The organism is Pseudomonadota bacterium (genome assembly GCA_039193195.1).
In the GTDB taxonomy this organism is placed as follows: domain Bacteria; phylum Pseudomonadota; class Gammaproteobacteria; order Steroidobacterales; family JBCBZW01; genus JBCBZW01.
The window spans coordinates 1-18,502 of the sequence record JBCCWS010000023.1 but is presented as its reverse complement, the minus strand read 5'-3'; the positions used below and the strand labels follow the sequence as shown (position 1 = coordinate 18,502).

Below are 18,502 nucleotides of genomic sequence, written 5' to 3'. Positions count from 1 at the left end.
CTCGCAGCACTCACAGGACTCGACTCGCAAGTGAGGGGGATCGATACCCACGACCCTCAAAATTCGTCATCCGATGGGATAAATACGGGCTTACGGAAGCGCAAGTCCCGTCATTGGGCGGCAGCTGGCGCCCGCTCGCGTTGGGGCTTGGGACGTGGTCGCCTTACTGCGGGATGAAGACGCGACCGTCAGGTGAGTCGGTGAGCGCGACGGGAAAGATGTCCATCAGTGTGCTCAGCATCTGCTCGACGTCGTCGGCGGCGAAGGACACGGTGACGCGACTAGAAGGGAGGCGTGTCACCTCCGGCGCCAAGGTGATCGGCGTGGGGGAATAGCGGTTTGCGTCGGCGACGATTTCCGCCAGCGTGGCGCCTACGTAAACCAACCTGCCAAGCTCCCACGCGGCAAAGTGGTGTGGCGGGAATGGCTCAACAGCGCCGAGCCCGGCCGCGGCGGTGGCGGCAACGTGCTCGCCTGGCCCTAGGGATGCCTGTCGGGCGAGTGACGTCGGCTGCTCGTTGAGGATGTAGGGGAACCGTGCTTCCACCTGCCCCTCCCGGACGGCGACGCGGTACACACCGCCGTTGTTCCGCACCTCGAACACCGTGCCGACGGCTCGCGCTTCCAGGGCCCCAGCCTTGACAGTGAACGGCCGGGCGGCATCCGGGGCGACATCGAACACGGCGGCCCCGGATATCAGCCGCACTTCGCGTGCATCGGGCCGCAAGACCGCCTCGATCTGGGTTGCCGACGCCAAGGTGAGCTCGCTCTCGTCTGGGAGCACGATGGTGCGTGCGTGGCCGCGAGGCGATTCATACCGTTCGACCACCGGCGCGGATGCCCTGGGTGCTAGCGCGTCGTTGCGCTGGCTGAACGGGATTGTGGCGAGACCGACAGCGACCACCGCGGCGGCCGCCGTCGCCCAGGCGATCACCGGCAGATGGCGACGGCTCCGCCGGGCAGCCCCTTCGGCGAGGTCAGGTGAGGCAGGACCGGATGCCCCGGGCGTGGCAAGGCGCAGCGCCGGCGACAGATCTTCGCGTCGTAGCTGACCGAATTCATGCCATGCCTGACTAGCGTATTCGTAAGCCTTCGCATGCGCCGGATCGTGCGCCAGCCATTGCTCGAACTCACGCCGCTGGGCCGCCGTGACCAACTCGGCATCGAACAACGCTCGCCATTCGAACGCCGCCGCGCGGATTTGCGCGTCGCTCTGCTCAGACGTCCCCCGTGTCATCCGAGTCTCCCCCCATGAGTTGGCGCAGCGCCGTGTCTATCTCAAATGCTGCTTTGGCTACGTGCTTCATCGCCGCTGCCCGCGTGATGCCGAAGCGGCGTGCGATCTCCGTGGCCGTCAGACCGTCGACGCGATGCCAGACGAACGCCGTGCGTCTGCGCTCGGGCATCGCCTGCAGGGCCTGATCGATCGCGCGAACTTGCTCTTCTACCAGTAAGACGCGTTCGGGCGAGCTATCGCTACCTTGGCCAGCGGTATGCCAATGGCCCAAGGCCTGGTCGTGTCGCCCGCGGACCGCCGCGTTGCGCTTTTCGCTCAGGACGAGGTTGCGCGCGGTGCGCCAAAGAAAGGCGCGCAGGTCGCGGATCGACTCGAGCTTTGGGTACTCCGCTAGCTGTTGAAATGCCTGCTGGGCGATATCGTCTGGTTCGGGTGGACCTGGTCCGAACTGGCGGCGCAAGTACTGCGTCAGGGCGGCGAAGTGATCGCGATGAAGCGCCCCGAGAGAGCTCAGCTCTGAATCAATCGTGCGCTGAGGTTCGGTGCGCGTCGCAAGCTCCTGCCGCTGCGGTGAAGGCGTCTCACCGCCCGCTAGACGCTGGTGCTTAGTCGTGTCCAAATTGCCAAACCCCGGCCGTACTGCAATCCATCCCCGCACTTTCCGGGCAGGGCGATTTCACGCGGCGCCGGGGGTGCAATTGGCCGCAGTATATGCGGGATAGGCACGCGGCGTGCTCGCGCCCTAAGGCGGCGAGGCGTGGGGCTCGCTCTTCTCCTGGCGACGCTGTCGATTCGCGCGGCGGCGGCGACGCAAGCTGGGGCCAACCCGCGTCAGTCAGTGTCTTCGTCCAGCTCTGGTGGCGACCGGCCGTAGATAATGTAGGCTTCCCCATCGTCGGCGTTTGCCCCGAAGGCACCCACGATGATGTCACTGAGACCGTCAGCGTTGAGGTCTCCTGCCGAATCGATTGACGCGAGAGCTGCGTCGAACTCAGGCGTGGTGATGACGAAGCCCCTACTGCCATCGCCACCGTTGGCAGCAAACAGATCTCGCAGGGCGAATTCTGCAGGGAAGCCCTCGCTGCGACCGAAGACCACGTGGGCAACGCCAGGTGACTGTGGTACCCCCAACAGATCCCCGATACCGAAGTCGTCGACACCGTCGCCGTTAACATCGCCTAGGCCTGCGACGGTGAACCCCGCCCCGATCGATACGGCCACCTCGCCGGCAGCACCGAACAGCACGACGCCTTCGCTTCCGTCACCGCCACCCGCAATAGTGAGCGTGCGCAAATCGATGCGCGGCGGAAAGGGGGTGCTGCGACCGAACAAGACGATCACACGGCCCACGCCATCGCCATTGGAAGCGACGGCCTGGGCGAGTAGGAGATCGTCGATGCCGTCGGCGTTCACGTCACCGGCGCACGCGATGTCACCTTGTAGGAAACCGATCGGCAGCTTGTCGATCACGAAACCCTCGCTACCGTCCCCGCCAGCACCGGGATAGAGATCCGTGAGCCTGAAGCTCGGCGGAAACCCGCCTTGGCGGCCGAAATAGACGAAGGTGTCACCGCCGTCTTGTATCGCGGTGCTGACCACGACGTCGTCTATGCCGTCCGCATTGATGTCGCATCCGTCGCCGCCTACAAACTCGCCGGCATGCCCATCTTCCACAACGTTCGTGAGCACGATGCCGTCGGTGCCGTCGCCTCCTGCTTCCTCGCGCAAGCCTCGCGCAGAAACCAATGGCGAAAGGCTCGCATCCGCACCGAAGAGAACGTAAGCGGCACCAAGGTCGTCGAGGCCACCGCGGGAGAGGCGGGGTGCGCCTACTACGACGTCCCCCAGTCCGTCGGCGTTAATGTCCCCCGCATAGGCCACGTCGAGGGCAAAGTCGTCCCCCTGGGCTTCGCCCAACACCACGACACCGCGGCTACCGTCGCCGCCGAGTGCGGGGAACAAGGTGCCGAGATCGAATAGGGGGCCGTAGTCGTCCGCGCCGAAGACGATGTACGCCTGGCCCGTTTGCGCGATGTTTGCCGCGCCGATGATGAGGTCCGCGAAACCGTCGCCGTTGAGATCGTCGGCACGGTCGAGGCCGCCCGTGTTCTCGTCGATGCGCGCACCGAGCAGAATCACGCCCTCGCTGCCGTCGCCGCCGCTGCCGGGGCGCAAATCGCCCAACTCATAGCGCGCTGGAAAGCCCGCGGGATTGCCGAACAGTACGTAGGTCAAGGGGCGTCGGCCCGTGGAGAAAAGGCCAGTACCGATCACCACGTCATCCACGCCGTCGCCGTTGAAGTCACCCAGCGTGGAGACCGGGAAACCGAGCGAGGCGAAAGGCTCGAAGGGTGCGATGACAAAGCCCGTGGAACCATCGCCGCCGTTCTCCGGTGCCAAGCTGCTCACACTGATCTGCGCGGGGAAGACTCCGGCGGGCGCACTTGCCGACCATAGGAATGCGTAGGCGACAGTTCTCGCCAGCGTCCCTCTAAGAGGCGTCACCGCTCGCTGGGTGAGCTTATGTTCCATCTGTACTCCTCCTTGAGTGTCGGAAGGCGATCTAGTGCTTGTGCACCGGGTCGTCGCGAGAGGCTTATTGCTTCTGAGGCGGGCTTCACCCGCTTTGCGTGAGTGTACGGACTCAAGGGGCAAGTGCGACTTTAACGATGGGGTGTTGTCCAGCGCTAGCCAGGCCAACCAGGCCGGCGTACTTGGACAACATCAAGAGCGCGACGCCGGGTGCGAACACGGCCATCCACGCGGTGGCCGTGAGTGCTAAGAAGTCCCCTTGAAGGGTGATGGGGAAGGGTGCGTGCCGTTGCACGTCAGCGACCACCTCGGCAAGGCTAGCGCCGTCGTAGATGAGGCGCCCGCTGCGCCACACCGCGATTCCACGCGTGGGCCGTGCGGCGGATGTTCTTCGGCGTCGCCGACGGCGATGTGTTCCGGCATGACTCGCTCCCGCTACGCATGATCTTCGGCCTTCCCATTCTCAAGGCGACCATCTTCCAGAGTGCGATCGATGTCCTCCATCGCCCGGACGAGGTGCTTAGCCGCCGCGCTGCGGCTGACCCCCAGTTGGGGTGCGACCGCCGATAGGTTCTTGCCATCCAATCGATGCAGGACGAAGACGTGCCACCTCTTCTCAGGCATCGCTCGGAGAGCCACATTGATGATCTCCAGCTGGTCGTTGGCGACATCCCGGACCGGACTGGGGGTGTCGACCCACGTACGGTCAGGCGGCATTCGCAAAGCAGGCGTTAGTGGGGGTTGGGGGCTTGTGTTACATTGAGTAATAAGAACGGTTCTCAACAAGCGCTACTCGCTTCGCAAATGCTGTGGCCTCTAACGCTCGAGAAAAAGATCAGCGAAACAGTTCCCGGTGGGGCGTCGTCGCGCGCTCCTTGTTAGCGTCGGTAGGCGGGTTCTTCTTCGTCAGCGCCGTGGGCGCCTGCTGCGCGATGGGCCTTGCCGCCGTCGGTTTAATGCCCATTGCGCAGGCGGTGCACGTAGTGACGTTGATCGGCTTCGTCGCCTGGTGCGCCGTGGCCATGTGGGTCTTCGCCGCCGGGTCCCTGCGTAAGGTCACCCTCCAACTCGGTCTTAGTACGCTAGCAGCGCTCGGTGTGGCGCTCCTCGTGAGGTAGTGGAATGAGCACGCAAGGATTCAAGGGCAGCTTCCGCCAGTCGATGGCCTGGTTCCACACCTGGATCGGCCTCGTGCTGTCCGTGCTCTTGTACTTCATTTTCATCACCGGCTCGTTCGGTTACTTCAGAACAGAGGTCAACCACTGGATGCAGCCCGAGCAGAAGCTGCATTCCGCCGAGGTACCCAGCCATTCCGAGATGGCCGAGGCCGGCTTCGCCTATCTCGCGCAGGCAGCGCCAGAGGCGACGCGTTTCTTCATCGCCTTCCCGACGCAACGCCACCCCGCCCTCTACTACTACGCGGCGCTGCCTGAGGAGAACGAGAAGGGCGACAAGTTCGTCCGGGGCGATCTCGACCCGAGCACCGGGCAGCCCCTGCAGGCGCGCGAGACCGGGGGCGGCGACGCGCTCTACGCGATGCACTACTCGCTCCACTATATGCCCTACCGCGTGGCCATTTACATTGTGGGCGTTGCCACGATGTTCATGTTCATCGCGCTGATCACAGGGATCGTGATCCACAAGAAGATCTTCGTCGACTTCTTCACCTTGCGCTTGGGTAAGGGCCAGCGCTCGTGGCTCGATGGGCACAACATCAGCAGCGTGCTCGCGCTGCCCTTCCTTCTAATGATCACCTATTCGGGCTTGGTGTTTTACACCTTCGACTACATGCCCGGCGTCGCGGCGCTCTCCATGGGCGTGGAAGACGCCACTGAGCAGATCGGTGCTCACCTGTATCCGGACTACGAGCCGGTGGAACCCAGCGGCGAGCAGGCGAGCATGGCTAGCGTGGGCGATGTGATGACGCAGGCACAACAGGTGTGGCCGGCCGAGTCGATCCGCTACGTGAACCTCGAGAACCGCGGCGATCGCGTGGCACTGTTCCACGTGGGGCAGCACAGCCAGGGCCTGTCCCGCGGCAGTGGTGTGATGAAGTTCAACGCCATCACCGGTGAGATGCTGGACCGTCCCGAGCATCGCCTGGGCGCCGACGTCGTGTTCACGCGCGGGGCCCTCGCCCTGCACGAGGGGCATTTCGCGAACATCCACCTGCGCTGGCTGTACTTCCTAAGCGGATTGATCGGTGCGGCCATGGTGGCGACCGGCATGATCCTGTGGGCGAAGAAGCGTCGCACGCGCCTCGGCAAGAAGGGCGTGGCGGGCAACGGGCTGAAGTTCGTCGAGCGCACGAATCTAGCGATAATCGTGGGCCTGCCCCTTGGCGTTGGGGCGTACTTTTGGGCCAATCGACTGCTTCCGCTGGGGCTCGAGGGGCGCCCGGAGTGGGAGATGCACTGCCTGTTCCTGGTGTGGCTTGCGAGTTTCTTTCATGCCGGCTTCCGGGAGCTGGGGCAGGCCTGGCGTGAGCAGCTCGCGGCGCTTGGGGCCACCTTCGCCCTGCTGCCCGTGGTTGACGCGCTCACGACGAACGCGCACCTAATCGCATCCCTACGCGAGGGCGATTGGGTGAGGGCTGGCTTCGACATCGCGGTGTTGATGTTCGCGGGCGCCGTGTTCATCGTCCTGCGCAACATGACGCCGTCGCTGGAGAGTGCCCTCGGCAGCGATGCGCGTGAGCACTCGTCCGCCGTGGCGGGCGGTGGCGCCCGCGCGGCCTCGGTGCCGCAAGCACCCGCTGACTAGGGCAGGGGCCCTATCGGGTGTTTTGGCTCGGTTTCGCCGTGACGCTGGCGGGTGCGTTCTGCTTGGCTGTGTCCCAGCCGAAGCAGTCCCAGGTGATCATCAAGCGTACGCTTGGCCGTCCATGGCAGCTTGCGGCGAGAGGCGTCGGCAGCGTTCTTCTGGCCGGCGCCGCGACGGCCGGTGCGCAGCAGTACGGCTTGGGGATCGGGTTGGCGACGTTCCTCGCGTGGGCGTTCCTGGGAAGCTGGCTCATCGCCCTATACACGACCTGGAAGCGAGGGGTGGCTGCACCTGCAAAGGGCCGTCGACGCTAGGCGTTGCGTTCACCAGCGGGCTGGCAGGGAAATGACGCCAGTGCGAAGCGGCGAGGGCGGATAGGCCTGTGCGCCTTACCGTGTCTCCTTTCACTCAGTTGCGTTCGCAACGCCGGTGGTCAAGACCCAGCAGACTACCGTTCTTTAGGTGCAGGGACCGCCTCTCTCTCGGGCAGTAGCTCGCTCAGTACAATTTCGTGTCCGTCGGGATCGGCGACAGCGAACTCTACATCCCCATACGGCATTCTCTCGGGCTCTCGGGTGAGTGCTGTCTTGCTACGAATGTGATTCGCGAGCTCTAGTAGCTGATGGCCCTTCAGGCGGATGTAGGTGGACCATCCCTCGTGGCTCAATCTCTCAGAAGACGTCGCTAGTTGGAGCATTAGCTCTATCCTATCTCGGTTGAGTATCGCAAAGCTGTACGGTTCGCTCTCGGGGAACGCTGAGCTGTCAAACCCTAGGACTGCTCGGTACCACGCTATGCTCCTGGCGACATCAGAGACCTGCAGGACGGGAGTCGCGGAATCAAAGGTCATTGTGGGTGCTCTCCTCGATGGTTGAGTCTTGGTCCATGGCGCCTCAACGCGTCCGGCGATCGGCGGACTTCGCCCCCGAATCCATCGCCGGCATCCATGGCAGATGCTTGTCCTGCGCCGGACTAACCTTTGCGTCGGGCGTTGGTGGTAGCGTTGGCTCTTGGTGGCGGCGAAGCAGACTTGGCGCCAAGACGCTGCATCGGCCGATGTTGACCCGATGCGCCGTCGACCGTACACGCGCCCGTTACGTTGCGTACGCCCTGGTTAGGATAGCGGCTGGCTCTAGAACTTCGGGAACAGGCGTCCTGTTCGAGCACAGTACGCCTCGTAGGCGGAGCCGAAACGCTCTCGCATCATCGCCTCCTCGTAGGGCACGCGCACGAAGTACAGGAGCGCGAAGGCCACGAGGCCACTGAAGCCGGCGATCCCGTTGTGCACGAACAGCGGCTGCACGGCGCAGAGGATCCAGATGGCCGTGTACATGGGATGGCGTACGCGCTCGTATACGCCCTGGCTCGTGAGGCTGTGGTCTTCCCGGATCTGCGTGGTGACGCTCCAATTGCGCCCGAGGTCATCATGGCTGCGCCAGAACAACCACAGCCCTGGCACCAGCGCTGCGACACCGATGAGCGGCGCCCAAGTGGGTAGCGTGTAGTTGGCACTGGCCAGTACACCGGTGGCGAGGTGGAGGAGGGGTAGGAACGTGCCGCCGATCATGACCAGGCCGAGCAACAGCTTCTCGGTGGAGGCGGCGTGTGTCTCGGTGATCGTGTTGCCCGCGGTGCGCTTGGCGTAGGGCTGTCGAATGACGGTGACTAGCACCGCGCAGAGTAGCCAGGCGATCGACCCCCAGCCGTTGACTTGCCAACGCAAGAGCACCGCACCGATGGCGGTGCACGCGATGATGCCGCCGAGCAGTCTCAGGAAGAGTGGCATGAAGTTCCTCCGAACGGTCGAGCGGTTTAGGCGAGATGTCCCCGTTGCAGATCTGACGACGGGCGTCGCGAATGCCGGCGCGAAACACAGTTCGCGCCGGAATCCTGGTCGGCTACTTCGAGAAGGCGGCCGCCTCCTCAGAACCGCTGGTAGCGTTGCCCTGGCTATAGGAGTGCGCTCCCGTGCCCGCGAGCTGCCCGCCCTGCACGATGAGGTAATCATCGCGGATCGGCTTGCCCTCGAAGAAGCACTCGAGGATCTCACGGGTGCCGGCAGCGTAGCGCGCCTGGGCCGAGAGCGTCGTGCCCGAGGTGTGCGGGGTCATGGCGTGGTGGTCCATGGAGCGCCACGGATGGTCCTTTGGCGGCGGCTGCGGGAACCACACATCACCCGCGTAACCGGCCAGCTTGCCGCTGTCGATGGCGCGCTTGACGGCGTCGCGATCGCAGATCTTGCCGCGGGCGGTGTTCACGAGGTAAGCCCCGGGCTTCATGATCGAGAACATCTCATCGTCGAACAGATGCTCCGTCTCCGGGTGCAGCGGGCAGTTGATGCTCACCACATCACAGGCCTTGACCAGGTCCTTCACGTTCTCGTGGTAAGTCGCACCGAGGGCGGCTTCCTTCTCCGGCGCCATGCGGTGGCGATCCTGATAGTGAAGGTGCACACCGAAGGGTTTCATTCGCTCAAGCACCGCACGGCCGATGCGACCGCTACCACCGATGGAGCCCACGTGCATGCCTTCCACGTCGTAGGCGCGGGACACGCAGTCCGCGATGTTCCAGCCGCCGTCGACCACCCACTGGTAGGACGGAACGAAGTTGCGCACGAGGGCGAGGATCTGCATGACCACGTGTTCGGCCACGCTGATGCTGTTGCAGTAGGTGACCTCGGCCACGGTGATGTTGCGCTTGGCAGCGGCCTCGAGATCGACGTGGTCCGAGCCGATGCCGGCGGTGACCGCCATCTTGAGGCGCTTGGCCTTCTCGATGCGCTCGGCGGTGAGGTAGGCAGGCCAGAAGGGCTGGGAGATGACGATGTCCGCGTCGACCAGCTCGCGTTCAAACGCGGAGTCCGGGCCGTCCTTGTCCGAGGTCACCACCAGGGTGTGTCCGTGGCGCTCGAGGAAGGGGCGCAGGCCGAGCTCGCCGGAGACACTGCCCAGCAGTTCACCGGGCGTGAAGTCGATGCCCTGGGGCGTGGGGAGGGTGGTGCCGTCTGGGTAGGCCTCGAGCTTGGGGACGTCCGGTCGGCTGTAGGTCTTGGGGAACCCGCTGACCGGGTCGTCGTAGAGAACGCAGAGGATCTTCATGGGTTCTGCCGCCATTGGGTATGCTCCGTTGCAGTTACGAATCGAAATGATTCTTAATTATTACCTGCACTTTAATCGCCCCCAGCATGGGAGTCAAAGCGCTTCACCGGCGCTTGCGTCGCCCACGCGCAGATCACACTTTGCCGCAATCACGTGTTGGCGAAACAGGCACTTAAGTCAGATCCTGGTGGCTGCGCAGGTGAACTTTGTGGCACGTTACCGTATCAACGCCGCGTCGGCGCACGGGTAGTCGCGTGGTCCGTGGCAGGGAAAGAAACGTCGTGTGCCGCGCCACTGCCGGCACACGAGGGTGTCGTGAAGTGCGGTTGTCAGCTAAAGTTGACACTACTGCGGGTGCGCGGCGGAGCTTTGGAAGGCTAAAGCGAGAGCGAGTATGAGCGAAGTGAAAGAGTTCGAGTCGGTGCGCAAGCGCCTAGCCCACGACACAGGGCCGGTGCACGAGTCTCTTCATCACCACCCGGTGCTCGGCGCGCTGGCCAGTGAGGATCTCCCCACGCAGACCTACCGCGTGATCCTAAGCGCCTACGCAGGGTTCTATGGCGCCGTGGAGGCCAGCCGCGAGCGGCTTCGGGCCCACCCGGAGCTCTCGCTGCGGCCGCAGGTGGACGCGCTACACGAGGACCTGGCGACCCTCGAGGAGATGCCGACGGCCCTCGGTGAGGATGCCCTTGAGTTGGAGTCCACACCGGCCGTGCTCGGCGCCTTGTACGTGCTGCAAGGGGCGGGCTTCGGCGGGCGTATGTTGGCTCGCCAAGTGGCGCTCTCGCTTCCGCAAGCCCCTCGCCGGTTCTTGCAGGACGGCGTCGCTAAGGCCACTTGGCTCGCCCTGTGTGCACAGCTGGAACTCGTGTCGGAGGCGGACTACGAGGACCTGTGCGACGCGGCGATGCGCACCTTCCACACCCTTGCGCGGCACGTTGAGCAGGCAGCTGCCTACGTACCTCTGCAGTCGCCCGAGACCCCAGCCTTCGGCACCGGTTCGCGTTTGTAGGACGTCGGTTACGGTCAAGTCCTGCGCGCGCTATGCCGCGCAGGTGCCACATGCTAGCTGTGTGGCCGCCGCCTGCTCGCGAGCGCGCCGGAGTTATCGAGGGGCGTCCTCGCCATACACCAACCCGCCATTCACCTTTACCGAAAGCGGATGATAGGCGTCCTTCGCAGCATCGAAAATCCGTCGAGCTTCCTCTTCACGTCCCGCCTCCACTAGGGCGCGGTACAGGGGCGTAAGATACTTATTGCGGCCAACGGAGGTCAGGAACGCCTCGACCCGCCCATCAGCAGGCGCGTAGCCGTTGCGGATCGTGATCAGCAGCCAGGAGAAGGCGATCTCGTTGTTCCGCGCCCGCGTGAGCTTGAACGCCTCGTCGAGCGCGCGCAGCTGGGCGTCGCTCAGGCGCTCCGGCATGCCGTCGAGGAAAGCCTTCCATTCGTGGTAGGTCCAGGGGCCGGTGTATAGCTCGGTCGCCGCGGTCTCGCCCGATAGCCACTGCGCGCGCGTCGCCTCCACGCGTACGAAGGCCTCGGAGGTGGGTGCGGGCGCCCCGGCGGGAAGGCCCGCGGCGTAGATCCACTCGAGGATGCGGTCGCGATCCAGCACGTCGTCGTGCTCGGCGAGGAGGGTGTCGTCGAGGTGCTCGAGGAAGGTGTTGGTGTCGATGCTCTGGAAGGCGAAGCGCTGGAAGTAGTCGAGGAGGAAGGCGTCGAAGGCGGGGCGACCGATCAGCGTTTCCAGCTCGTGGAGGAAGAGGGCTCCCTTCTCATACGGAATGTCCGAGAACACCGCATCCGGATCGCGACCCTCCGTGGGGAACACCAGGCGCGTCTGTTCGGCGGGCAGATCCTCGAGAGACGCCTGCAAGGCGTCGTAGCCGAGGGCCATTTCCATCTGGTAGCGCTGCTTGCCGTACACCCGTTCCATGATGCGGTTGGTGAGGTAGGTGGTGAAGCCCTCGTTGAGCCACAGGTGTTGCCAGCTTGCGTTGGTGACGAGGTTGCCCGACCAGGAGTGAGCGAGTTCGTGGGCGATCAACGACACGAGGCTGCGATCGCCCGCGATCACCGTGGGCGTGACGAAGGACAGGCGCGGGTTCTCCATGCCACCGAAGGGGAAGCTCGGCGGCAGGATCAGCAGATCGTAGCGCCCCCAGTTGTAGGGGCCGTAGTCGCGCTCGGCGATGTCGAGCATGCGTTGCGTGTCGGCAAACTCGTAGGCGGCGCGCTCCAGCATTTCCACCTCGGCGTACACGCCCGTGCGGTCGCTCATCGGTTGGTAGGCGAGCTTACCTACGGCGAGCGCTAGGAGGTAGCTCGGGATGCGCTGTGGCATCTGGAAGCGGTAGACGCCGTCAGAGGCAAGCTCGGGGGTATTGTCCGCGCTCATCACGGCGCGCAGGCCGCGGGGCACCCGCACGGTGGCCTCGTAGGTGAAGCGAATCGCCGGCGTGTCCTGCAGGGGCACGAAGCTGCGGGCGTGAATCGCCTGCGCCTGGCTGAACAGGAACGGATGGCGCTTGCCGGCAGTCTGCCGCGGCTCCAACCATTGCAGGCCCGAGGCTTCGGGGGAGGTGCGGTAGGTCACTTCGACCCGATTCGCATCTGCCGGCAGGGTGATGCGAAGGGGGGTGCCGATGATCGGGTCGGTCTCGCCGAGTTCGAAGGGCGCGGGCGACATGCCCTGCGCGTTGCCGGCACGCACGGCGGTAATAGCGAGGTCTCGCGTGTCCAGCACCAGGCGTTCTCCCGGTCCCGTGCGCTCGAGCCGAAGCAGGGCGTTGCCCTCGATGACCTTGCGCTCGAAGTCAACGGTCAGGTCCAGTGCCATGTGGTACGTCGAGAAGGGCGTGGCGGACGCCGCGCTGTGCACGTCCCCAGCGTCCGTCTGGGCATCGATGTCGTACGCGGGCGGCCGCGAGCACGCGGTGAGAGCACTCGCCGTCACCAGGGCAATGACGAGGGCGGGGGCGAAGCGGCGGTATCGGGACACCAAAAATCTCCTCGGCACGGATGACATCGCGCAGTGTGCGGGCTCTGCCAGCGTTTCGCTACGTGACTCCTGCCACCCAAAGCCGATGGCAGCCACCCTTGCATAGTACGTTCGGAGTGGCCGCGGCACGGCGGGCGCTGCGGTATCGCTTGCGACGCACCAGCAGGGGCGGAGGCGAAAGTGGGTAAGCGTGCTGGAAATTCAGTTTGTGCGTGTGGGCCGCAGGCGTAGACGACGCCGTACCGGCTCGGCGGAAGGGCGGTCGGCGGGCCTCAGGGAGCGTGGGATACTCTGAGGAGGGCTACGCCGACTCCGCCTTCGAATTCGAGGATCAGAACGGTGGGGACGGTGTTGAGGTGACCGTCGATCAGGAAACGGGTGAGATCACGGAGACGGCCTTGGTCGGCATTGTGCCTCCCGCCAACCTCTTTGGCCTGTCCAACCACGTGACGTCGACGCAGCTGTTCTGGAGCAACGATCGTTGGTTCGTCCAGGCGATCTACAACACGCGCTCTGGGTACTTCCAGCATTTCGCCCGAGATGCCTTCGGGAGGATCCGCTACACACGCGCCAATCAGCGGCTGGACGTGTGCATGCGCTACAACCTAACCGACAACCTGCGGGTTAGCCTGGAGGCCAAGAACATACTCGATGAGGCGCGCTTCGACGATCGTGCCGTCGAGGGCAACACCTTCCAGACGCTGAGCTATGGACCGCGCCTGTTCCCTGGCCTAAGGGGCAAGTTCTAGTCCACCGGGGTTGAGTGCGAGGCGAGTCGATAGTGCTTGCCTCGCGTCGCGGGTCGACCTGGGCCCAGCTGCCTGTGCCAACTATAGAGAGATAGCCTATGGACCCTATGTCTGTGCGTTCGTTGGCTGGCGCCCTGGCGCTGGCACTGTTGATGTAATCGACTACTTACGCGGCGCATCCGGCGGATAGCTTCGACCTTCGGTTCTGGAAGCTCACGCTGCCCTTGGATGACAACAACGACGGCAAGGTGGACGAGGTCGCCGTCAGTGCCCTTCGCACCTACTCCCATGCTGACTTCTTCTATCTGGATCAGCATTGACACCTCGTGTTCACTGCACCGAACAAGGCTATGACCACCGTGCGCTCCACCAACACGCGCAGTGAGTTGCGCCAGATGTTTCGAGGCAGGAATACGCGCATCGGCACCCACGACCCCGAGAACGAACGCGGCTTCGTCTATATGGCGCACGAGATCCGCAATGCGGACGACCTCTATTTTCCGGTGCTAGGCCCCGCGAACAGTGACCCGGACGATGCGCCCGTCGACGATGAGAATCCGGCGAATGGAATCGCGCTGGATGAGATCTTCTCCTACGAGATCGTCCAACGCGGCGCCCGCATCGATGTGGCGCTAAGGTGCGGTGACGGTAGCGGCCCGATCATCGGCCACCACTATGTCGACATGCGCGAGCAGAACAGTGGCTACGACGTTCCCCACGAGTGGATGTTCTTTAGGGCCGGCGCTTACACGCTTACACGCAGAACAGCACGGGCGATGGGGAAGACTTCGATCAGGTTACCTTCTACGTACTCGAGAACTTGCACGATTTGTAGCATCGGTAGGACGCGTAGGCTGGACGCCCTGGATTCGGGTGCCGGAGTCCAGGTCATATCGTTGGTTCCTTCCCGCTCCTGCCTTAGCGAAGAAATCCTATCGGCAGATTACGCCCAGCGTGCACCTAGACTCAATCAGTGACACTGTTTGTTCGCGCGCGGTGCGTGTTCAGGACCCTGTACAGAATCGCCTCGAAGGCATGGTCAATCGACTTGACTCGCAAGTCGATACACGCATCGATTTCAGGGCGAAACCAATCTACTCTCACGTCGTCGCAACGTAGAACTACGATGGTGTCGGATCGCTCCACCGATCGCCTGACCCGAATTTCTCTGGACTCATGGTGGAGCCAACGGCTTGTATCGGCGCCGCGGGCGAGAACCGGTACGATGATTCTCGCTCTGCGGAAAATTTCTGCTAGTGTCTCATCGAAGTCGAGCGAAGCGGGGTCGATCCGCATCTGCGTGTATGCGAAAACCGAGCCCTCACCAAGTTCCTCTTCAAGCTTGGCTGCAATCGGCTCAATGTTCTCCGCTGCAGTTCCAGGGTAAGAGAACGCAATCAGATACTCTTCTGATAGTACTAACGTACCCAACTTCCCAGCGACGGCGGAAGGTGCCTTAACCCTAGGTGCTTGACTGCTCGTTGCTGCTCGGTTCTGACGTAGGGCTACTACAGCGGCAATGGAGACTCCGGCGCAAGCGAACGCTAGGATGAAAGCCAAGCGCCACACCATCCAAAGGACCACGGTGACCCACTCGGGTGGGAACAACACCTTGCCTAATGTAGAACTAAGCAGCGCGCAAACAAAGAGCGAGACGAGTAGACCAAGCACGCCATAGAGAATTACCTTGTTCGGACGGTTCCCGACGAGCCTTGCATTCGCCAAAATCAAGGCGAGTGAGGCGGCGGAACAGGTGCCGCCAACTAGTGAGGCCACCCGCCCCGTCACGGGCTGGAAGTACTCCCGGATAAGCTCCACGCCGGTAAGCTTGTGTTGCCAAGGTAGGGCGGCTGAAAGCACCACAACCGACACCCAACCCAGCACTTTAAGGGCATTCACTTTCTTTTGTAGTAGGCCAGCGAAAATTCGGCCAACTGGATTTTGCCCTCCTTGGTGGAAAGAAGGACGCTTGTTTCGCTAGTCTGGACAGACGCAGGGTTGTCCACAGCCGACTCTCCGGAAAGTACGACTTCGCGCCCCTCCCACCCCGGGAGCCGTTCACCATCGCTTAGCAGCAGGCCATGAAGCGCTGAACTCTCAATTCTAAACGTAATGGCACTGGGCGAAATCAACGCCGCAAACTCGCGCACGCTATCGTCGGGGTGAGCCTCCAAGTACGTCGGATCCAAGCGGGCGGCTGCCTTGATGGTCGCAACCAGTTGATTGTACTGACGTTCATAGGCTTCAGTGTCAGATTGCATTTCTTCCTTCCATCTAGGGCCGGCCGGGTGACGATGGAGGTACTTGCCAGCGGTGGGTTCGGGTGCCGCCACGATCATCTCCGCGACCCGTCGCACGCGTACATCTTCGTGATCGGCAAGATTTTCTGCTTGGCTGTAAACGCGCAGCGCGCTCCCGGCGCTTCTGCTATAGGGTGCGGTCAGTTGCACCTCTCCCAAGGTGTCTTTCTTCGCTCCTCCAAATTGATAGCTACACCACTGCTTCACTACGACCGAACCGGATGGAGTTGGGGTGAGTTCCGACTCGAACCGGAAGTCGACAGGGATCAGGCTCTCCGGCCTGTCCACGCTTGCAATTAGTTCCTCGAGGGTCTCTCCATCGAAGTTTGCGAGGAATCTCTGGTCGGGGATCCAGACCCTGCCAACTGTGACCAATCGATCGGGGTCGCCTTGTCTGGCAGGCATGCTGCCAGCGGCGGTGCGGTACCCTGATCGAGTTGATCCATAATCTAGGCTGGCCACACGTTCAGCGTCGCTGAACACTGTTGGTACCACGATGCGCTCGGGGCCATGACCGAAAAATAGTGGCACTTTCTCCGTCGTGTGCCCTCCGGTCTTGTAGTAACTGAGGCGACCCAGCAAATCGCCCGGAGGAATCCAGCCGAAGGTGATCCGTTCCCAATTCACATGTAGGGGGCGTTGGCCGTTGTTTCGAACACAGCTGCAAACGGAAAACCCCGATTGGTAGCTTTCCTGCCAGGCCCATGACTCGTATCCGAAACGGTAGGCGCTACTAGCGTGCTGACTACGGGTCGGATCGGGGCAGATCTCATGCAACGTGCTGCCCTCTCGACTCATCCCGGGGGCGGTTGCGAAAACGCTGGCAACAAGGACCAGGAGAACTGCCATGTACGGTAACCGACCGCGCGGGCGTTGGGCGCGTAACGTGTCGCTGTAGGTTAGTTGATCGTTTTGCATTACAGCCCTAGCTGTTCGTTGACCTAAGACGTGAGATCGTATCGACAGCCGAGTGTGGTTGCGAGCCGCCTTCGCGGTCACCGTATCGATTGTCGCTATCGGCGTACTCCATTTTGAACAAGGGCGCTGGGTCCCGTCATCACTACAGTAGGGCCTGCCTGATGGCAGGACGTTAGTTAGTGCTCCGCACCGTAGTCTCCAGTCTGACCTCCGGGCCTTGAACGGTGCGGGTGGGGCGGTGGGCAGGGGGACGCGCCACCAGTAGTGCTGCTGTTTCTGGTGGTGATCATATGCGATCCTTGCGTCCGGCGTCTCCGCCAATGCACGCAGCAAAAAAAAGAGGCCCGCAAGAACACTTGCGGGCCTCTCTGGTGCCGCCACCTAGCAGGCTAGGAGCGGACCGTAGGCGCGTTCGCGCACCTAGTCACAGGCGTTAGGCACACCGCTCGGCCCCGGCGCCGCGCCAACCAGGCCACGGAAGATCCGGAAGTCGACACCGTTGGTGGTGCCGTCGCCGTTCAGATCCGTGTCTGGGTTTGCGGTGCCGAAGTTGTCGCGGAAGATGGTGAAGTCGGCGCCGTTGACGAAGCAGCTCTGATCGAAGTCTCCGTCGCAGATGTTGCCGATGCCGCCACCGTCCGTGTCACGCTGGTTGGCGTTACGGCGCTCGATGCAGTTGTCCTGATCGTCAGGAATGCCGTCGAGATCCGTGTCCGTCGGATCGCCGCCGCCCTCGGTCACAGGCGTCAGGCACCACATCTCCGGCGTACTTCCCCTTCTAGCTTAACGGCTTCAGCCTCCTGGCACACCCATCGCCCGGAGCCGCCGAGATGCCAAGACGCAAGCAAGCCAGTCCGACCACCACTGATAAACGAGAACGCTACTGGCTACAGCACCTGCAGAGTGCCGAAGCGCAAGGCGCTACACTAGCCGCTTACGCGGAGGCCAAGGAACTCAACGTCCGCCACCTCTACGACTGGAAGCGCGTCCTCGCCAAGCGTGGCCTGCTCAAGCGCTCGCCAGGTTGCAAGCGTAGGGGCCGAAGCAAACTTCGTCGCAGTCACCTCGCCTTCGCACGCGGCCCCTGCGGCTAGCGCCGCGCTGACGGTGAAGCTCGCTCAGGGGGTGGAGCTGCAGTTCCACAGTGCCCTTGATCCGGAGCAGCTCACCGCGCTGCTGGTAAGCGTGCTGGAAATTCAGTTTGTGCGTGTGGGCCGCAGGCGTAGACGACGCCGTACCGGCTCGGCGGAAGGGCGGTCGGCGGGCCTCAGGGAGCGTGGGATACTCTGAGGAGGGCGTTTATCCTTCCTCGTATAGACGCCCCCGTTGTCAACCTGGCGAGGTTGCTGAGTGGGCGAGTGGGTCAAGACCTTGGACTTGCATCCTCGTATCCGCGTGCTGGTTAACGCAATAAGATGTGTCCGCTGTCGGGGTTACCACTACCTATCCTCAGGTGCATGTGGCCGCCATGGAGGGCGGTTACATCCTATGGAAGGATGCGTGGGCTTCCCGAGGTCCTCTTATCCCTCGCCTTTCTAGGGCTCATCAGGTAAACAATCGAAATCTTGACCTAATTTTTTTGCAAGTCATTTACTAGCGGCCAGGCGCAGGGATTCCCATACGAACCCGACCATCTCTCGAGCGCATGCGACTTTGACCTTGTTGACGTGTTTGCCCGCATTGAGCATTCGATAGTGCTTCTTGTGCAACCTTTTCAGGCAGCGATCGGCGATTGCGATGAATTCCATTGGCGTCCCGACTCGACGAGCCTCGGTGTCGCGGCTCAATGTCAGCGTGCGACACCCCCGCTGATTCGCCTCGATGAACGCGGTACGTAGGTAGCGATTGCCCTGGCGCGTGATCCCGAACCGGTGAGACTTCCCCCCAGAAGCATATTCGCG

General features: G+C 63.0%; 19 protein-coding genes. 7 read left to right on the top strand and 12 right to left on the bottom strand.

Annotated elements, in window-relative coordinates; translation table 11 throughout:
* Nucleotides 1-163: 163 nt before the first annotated feature.
* The 5 genes from AAGA68_16980 to AAGA68_16960 all read right to left on the bottom strand — a co-directional run bounded on the left by AAGA68_16980 (nucleotide 164) and on the right by AAGA68_16960 (nucleotide 4,486).
* Nucleotides 164-1,237, bottom strand: a complete 1,074-nt coding sequence (locus AAGA68_16980; protein MEM9386756.1) for a FecR domain-containing protein — start codon at nucleotides 1,235-1,237, stop codon at nucleotides 164-166.
* On the bottom strand, nucleotides 1,218-1,856 hold the full coding sequence (locus tag AAGA68_16975) for a sigma-70 family RNA polymerase sigma factor (GenBank protein ID MEM9386755.1): 639 nt from the start codon (nucleotides 1,854-1,856) through the stop codon (nucleotides 1,218-1,220). The genes AAGA68_16980 and AAGA68_16975 overlap by 20 nt, the downstream gene beginning before the upstream one ends.
* A 212-nt stretch (nucleotides 1,857-2,068) precedes the next feature.
* The gene (locus AAGA68_16970) at nucleotides 2,069-3,769 is read right to left on the bottom strand and encodes a hypothetical protein (GenBank protein ID MEM9386754.1); all 1,701 of its coding nucleotides are present in this window, start codon (nucleotides 3,767-3,769) and stop codon (nucleotides 2,069-2,071) included.
* 112 nt (nucleotides 3,770-3,881) lie between these two features.
* Nucleotides 3,882-4,124, bottom strand: a complete 243-nt coding sequence (locus AAGA68_16965) for a hypothetical protein (GenBank protein ID MEM9386753.1) — start codon at nucleotides 4,122-4,124, stop codon at nucleotides 3,882-3,884.
* Nucleotides 4,125-4,204: 80 nt separating this feature from the next.
* A complete protein-coding gene (locus AAGA68_16960) occupies nucleotides 4,205-4,486 on the bottom strand; it encodes a sigma factor-like helix-turn-helix DNA-binding protein (protein ID MEM9386752.1) in 282 nt (93 codons plus the stop codon).
* A gap of 158 nt (nucleotides 4,487-4,644) precedes the next feature.
* Between AAGA68_16960 and AAGA68_16955 the strand changes: the two genes are divergently transcribed.
* Genes AAGA68_16955 through AAGA68_16945 form a run of 3 tightly spaced genes read left to right on the top strand, consistent with a single transcriptional unit; the run spans nucleotide 4,645 to nucleotide 6,846 of the window.
* Nucleotides 4,645-4,887: an iron transporter gene (locus tag AAGA68_16955; protein ID MEM9386751.1), complete on the top strand. Its 243-nt coding sequence runs from the start codon at nucleotides 4,645-4,647 to the stop codon at nucleotides 4,885-4,887.
* A 4-nt stretch (nucleotides 4,888-4,891) separates the two neighbouring features.
* Complete coding sequence (locus AAGA68_16950; protein ID MEM9386750.1) at nucleotides 4,892-6,532, top strand: PepSY-associated TM helix domain-containing protein; 1,641 nt, start codon at nucleotides 4,892-4,894, stop codon at nucleotides 6,530-6,532.
* A gap of 17 nt (nucleotides 6,533-6,549) precedes the next feature.
* The gene (locus AAGA68_16945; protein ID MEM9386749.1) at nucleotides 6,550-6,846 is read left to right on the top strand and encodes a DUF3325 family protein; all 297 of its coding nucleotides are present in this window, start codon (nucleotides 6,550-6,552) and stop codon (nucleotides 6,844-6,846) included.
* A gap of 818 nt (nucleotides 6,847-7,664) precedes the next feature.
* Here the strand turns inward: AAGA68_16945 and AAGA68_16940 are convergent.
* Both AAGA68_16940 and AAGA68_16935 read right to left on the bottom strand, forming a co-directional pair.
* Nucleotides 7,665-8,318, bottom strand: coding sequence for a protein-S-isoprenylcysteine O-methyltransferase (locus AAGA68_16940; protein ID MEM9386748.1), 654 nt, complete (start codon nucleotides 8,316-8,318; stop codon nucleotides 7,665-7,667).
* Nucleotides 8,319-8,430: 112 nt separating this feature from the next.
* Entirely contained in the window at nucleotides 8,431-9,645 is a 1,215-nt protein-coding gene (locus AAGA68_16935) for an NAD-dependent formate dehydrogenase (protein MEM9386747.1), read from the bottom strand.
* Between the two features lie 379 nt (nucleotides 9,646-10,024).
* On the opposite strand from AAGA68_16935, the gene AAGA68_16930 reads away from it, so the two are divergent.
* Nucleotides 10,025-10,642 carry a biliverdin-producing heme oxygenase gene (locus tag AAGA68_16930; GenBank protein MEM9386746.1) on the top strand — a complete coding sequence of 206 codons (618 nt, stop codon included), beginning with the start codon at nucleotides 10,025-10,027 and terminating at the stop codon, nucleotides 10,640-10,642.
* A 93-nt stretch (nucleotides 10,643-10,735) separates the two neighbouring features.
* On the opposite strand, the gene AAGA68_16925 is transcribed toward AAGA68_16930, so the two are convergent.
* Complete coding sequence (locus AAGA68_16925; protein ID MEM9386745.1) at nucleotides 10,736-12,634, bottom strand: M1 family metallopeptidase; 1,899 nt, start codon at nucleotides 12,632-12,634, stop codon at nucleotides 10,736-10,738.
* Between the two features lie 281 nt (nucleotides 12,635-12,915).
* Between AAGA68_16925 and AAGA68_16920 the strand changes: the two genes are divergently transcribed.
* Both AAGA68_16920 and AAGA68_16915 read left to right on the top strand, forming a co-directional pair.
* Complete coding sequence (locus tag AAGA68_16920) at nucleotides 12,916-13,383, top strand: hypothetical protein (protein ID MEM9386744.1); 468 nt, start codon at nucleotides 12,916-12,918, stop codon at nucleotides 13,381-13,383.
* A 350-nt stretch (nucleotides 13,384-13,733) separates the two neighbouring features.
* The gene (locus AAGA68_16915) at nucleotides 13,734-14,360 is read left to right on the top strand and encodes a hypothetical protein (GenBank protein ID MEM9386743.1); all 627 of its coding nucleotides are present in this window, start codon (nucleotides 13,734-13,736) and stop codon (nucleotides 14,358-14,360) included.
* Here the strand turns inward: AAGA68_16915 and AAGA68_16910 are convergent.
* The 3 genes from AAGA68_16910 to AAGA68_16900 all read right to left on the bottom strand — a co-directional run bounded on the left by AAGA68_16910 (nucleotide 14,350) and on the right by AAGA68_16900 (nucleotide 17,360).
* Complete coding sequence (locus AAGA68_16910; GenBank protein MEM9386742.1) at nucleotides 14,350-15,282, bottom strand: hypothetical protein; 933 nt, start codon at nucleotides 15,280-15,282, stop codon at nucleotides 14,350-14,352. The genes AAGA68_16915 and AAGA68_16910 overlap by 11 nt on opposite strands.
* On the bottom strand, nucleotides 15,279-16,310 hold the full coding sequence (locus tag AAGA68_16905) for a hypothetical protein (GenBank protein MEM9386741.1): 1,032 nt from the start codon (nucleotides 16,308-16,310) through the stop codon (nucleotides 15,279-15,281). The genes AAGA68_16910 and AAGA68_16905 overlap by 4 nt, the downstream gene beginning before the upstream one ends.
* Nucleotides 16,311-17,021: 711 nt before the next feature.
* Nucleotides 17,022-17,360, bottom strand: a complete 339-nt coding sequence (locus tag AAGA68_16900; protein MEM9386740.1) for a thrombospondin type 3 repeat-containing protein — start codon at nucleotides 17,358-17,360, stop codon at nucleotides 17,022-17,024.
* Nucleotides 17,361-17,431: 71 nt separating this feature from the next.
* Between AAGA68_16900 and AAGA68_16895 the strand changes: the two genes are divergently transcribed.
* Nucleotides 17,432-17,695 carry a hypothetical protein gene (locus tag AAGA68_16895; GenBank protein ID MEM9386739.1) on the top strand — a complete coding sequence of 88 codons (264 nt, stop codon included), beginning with the start codon at nucleotides 17,432-17,434 and terminating at the stop codon, nucleotides 17,693-17,695.
* 492 nt (nucleotides 17,696-18,187) lie between these two features.
* Here the strand turns inward: AAGA68_16895 and AAGA68_16890 are convergent.
* Nucleotides 18,188-18,502, bottom strand: a 315-nt coding sequence (locus AAGA68_16890; protein ID MEM9386738.1) for a transposase, incomplete at its 5' end; no start/stop codon positions are given.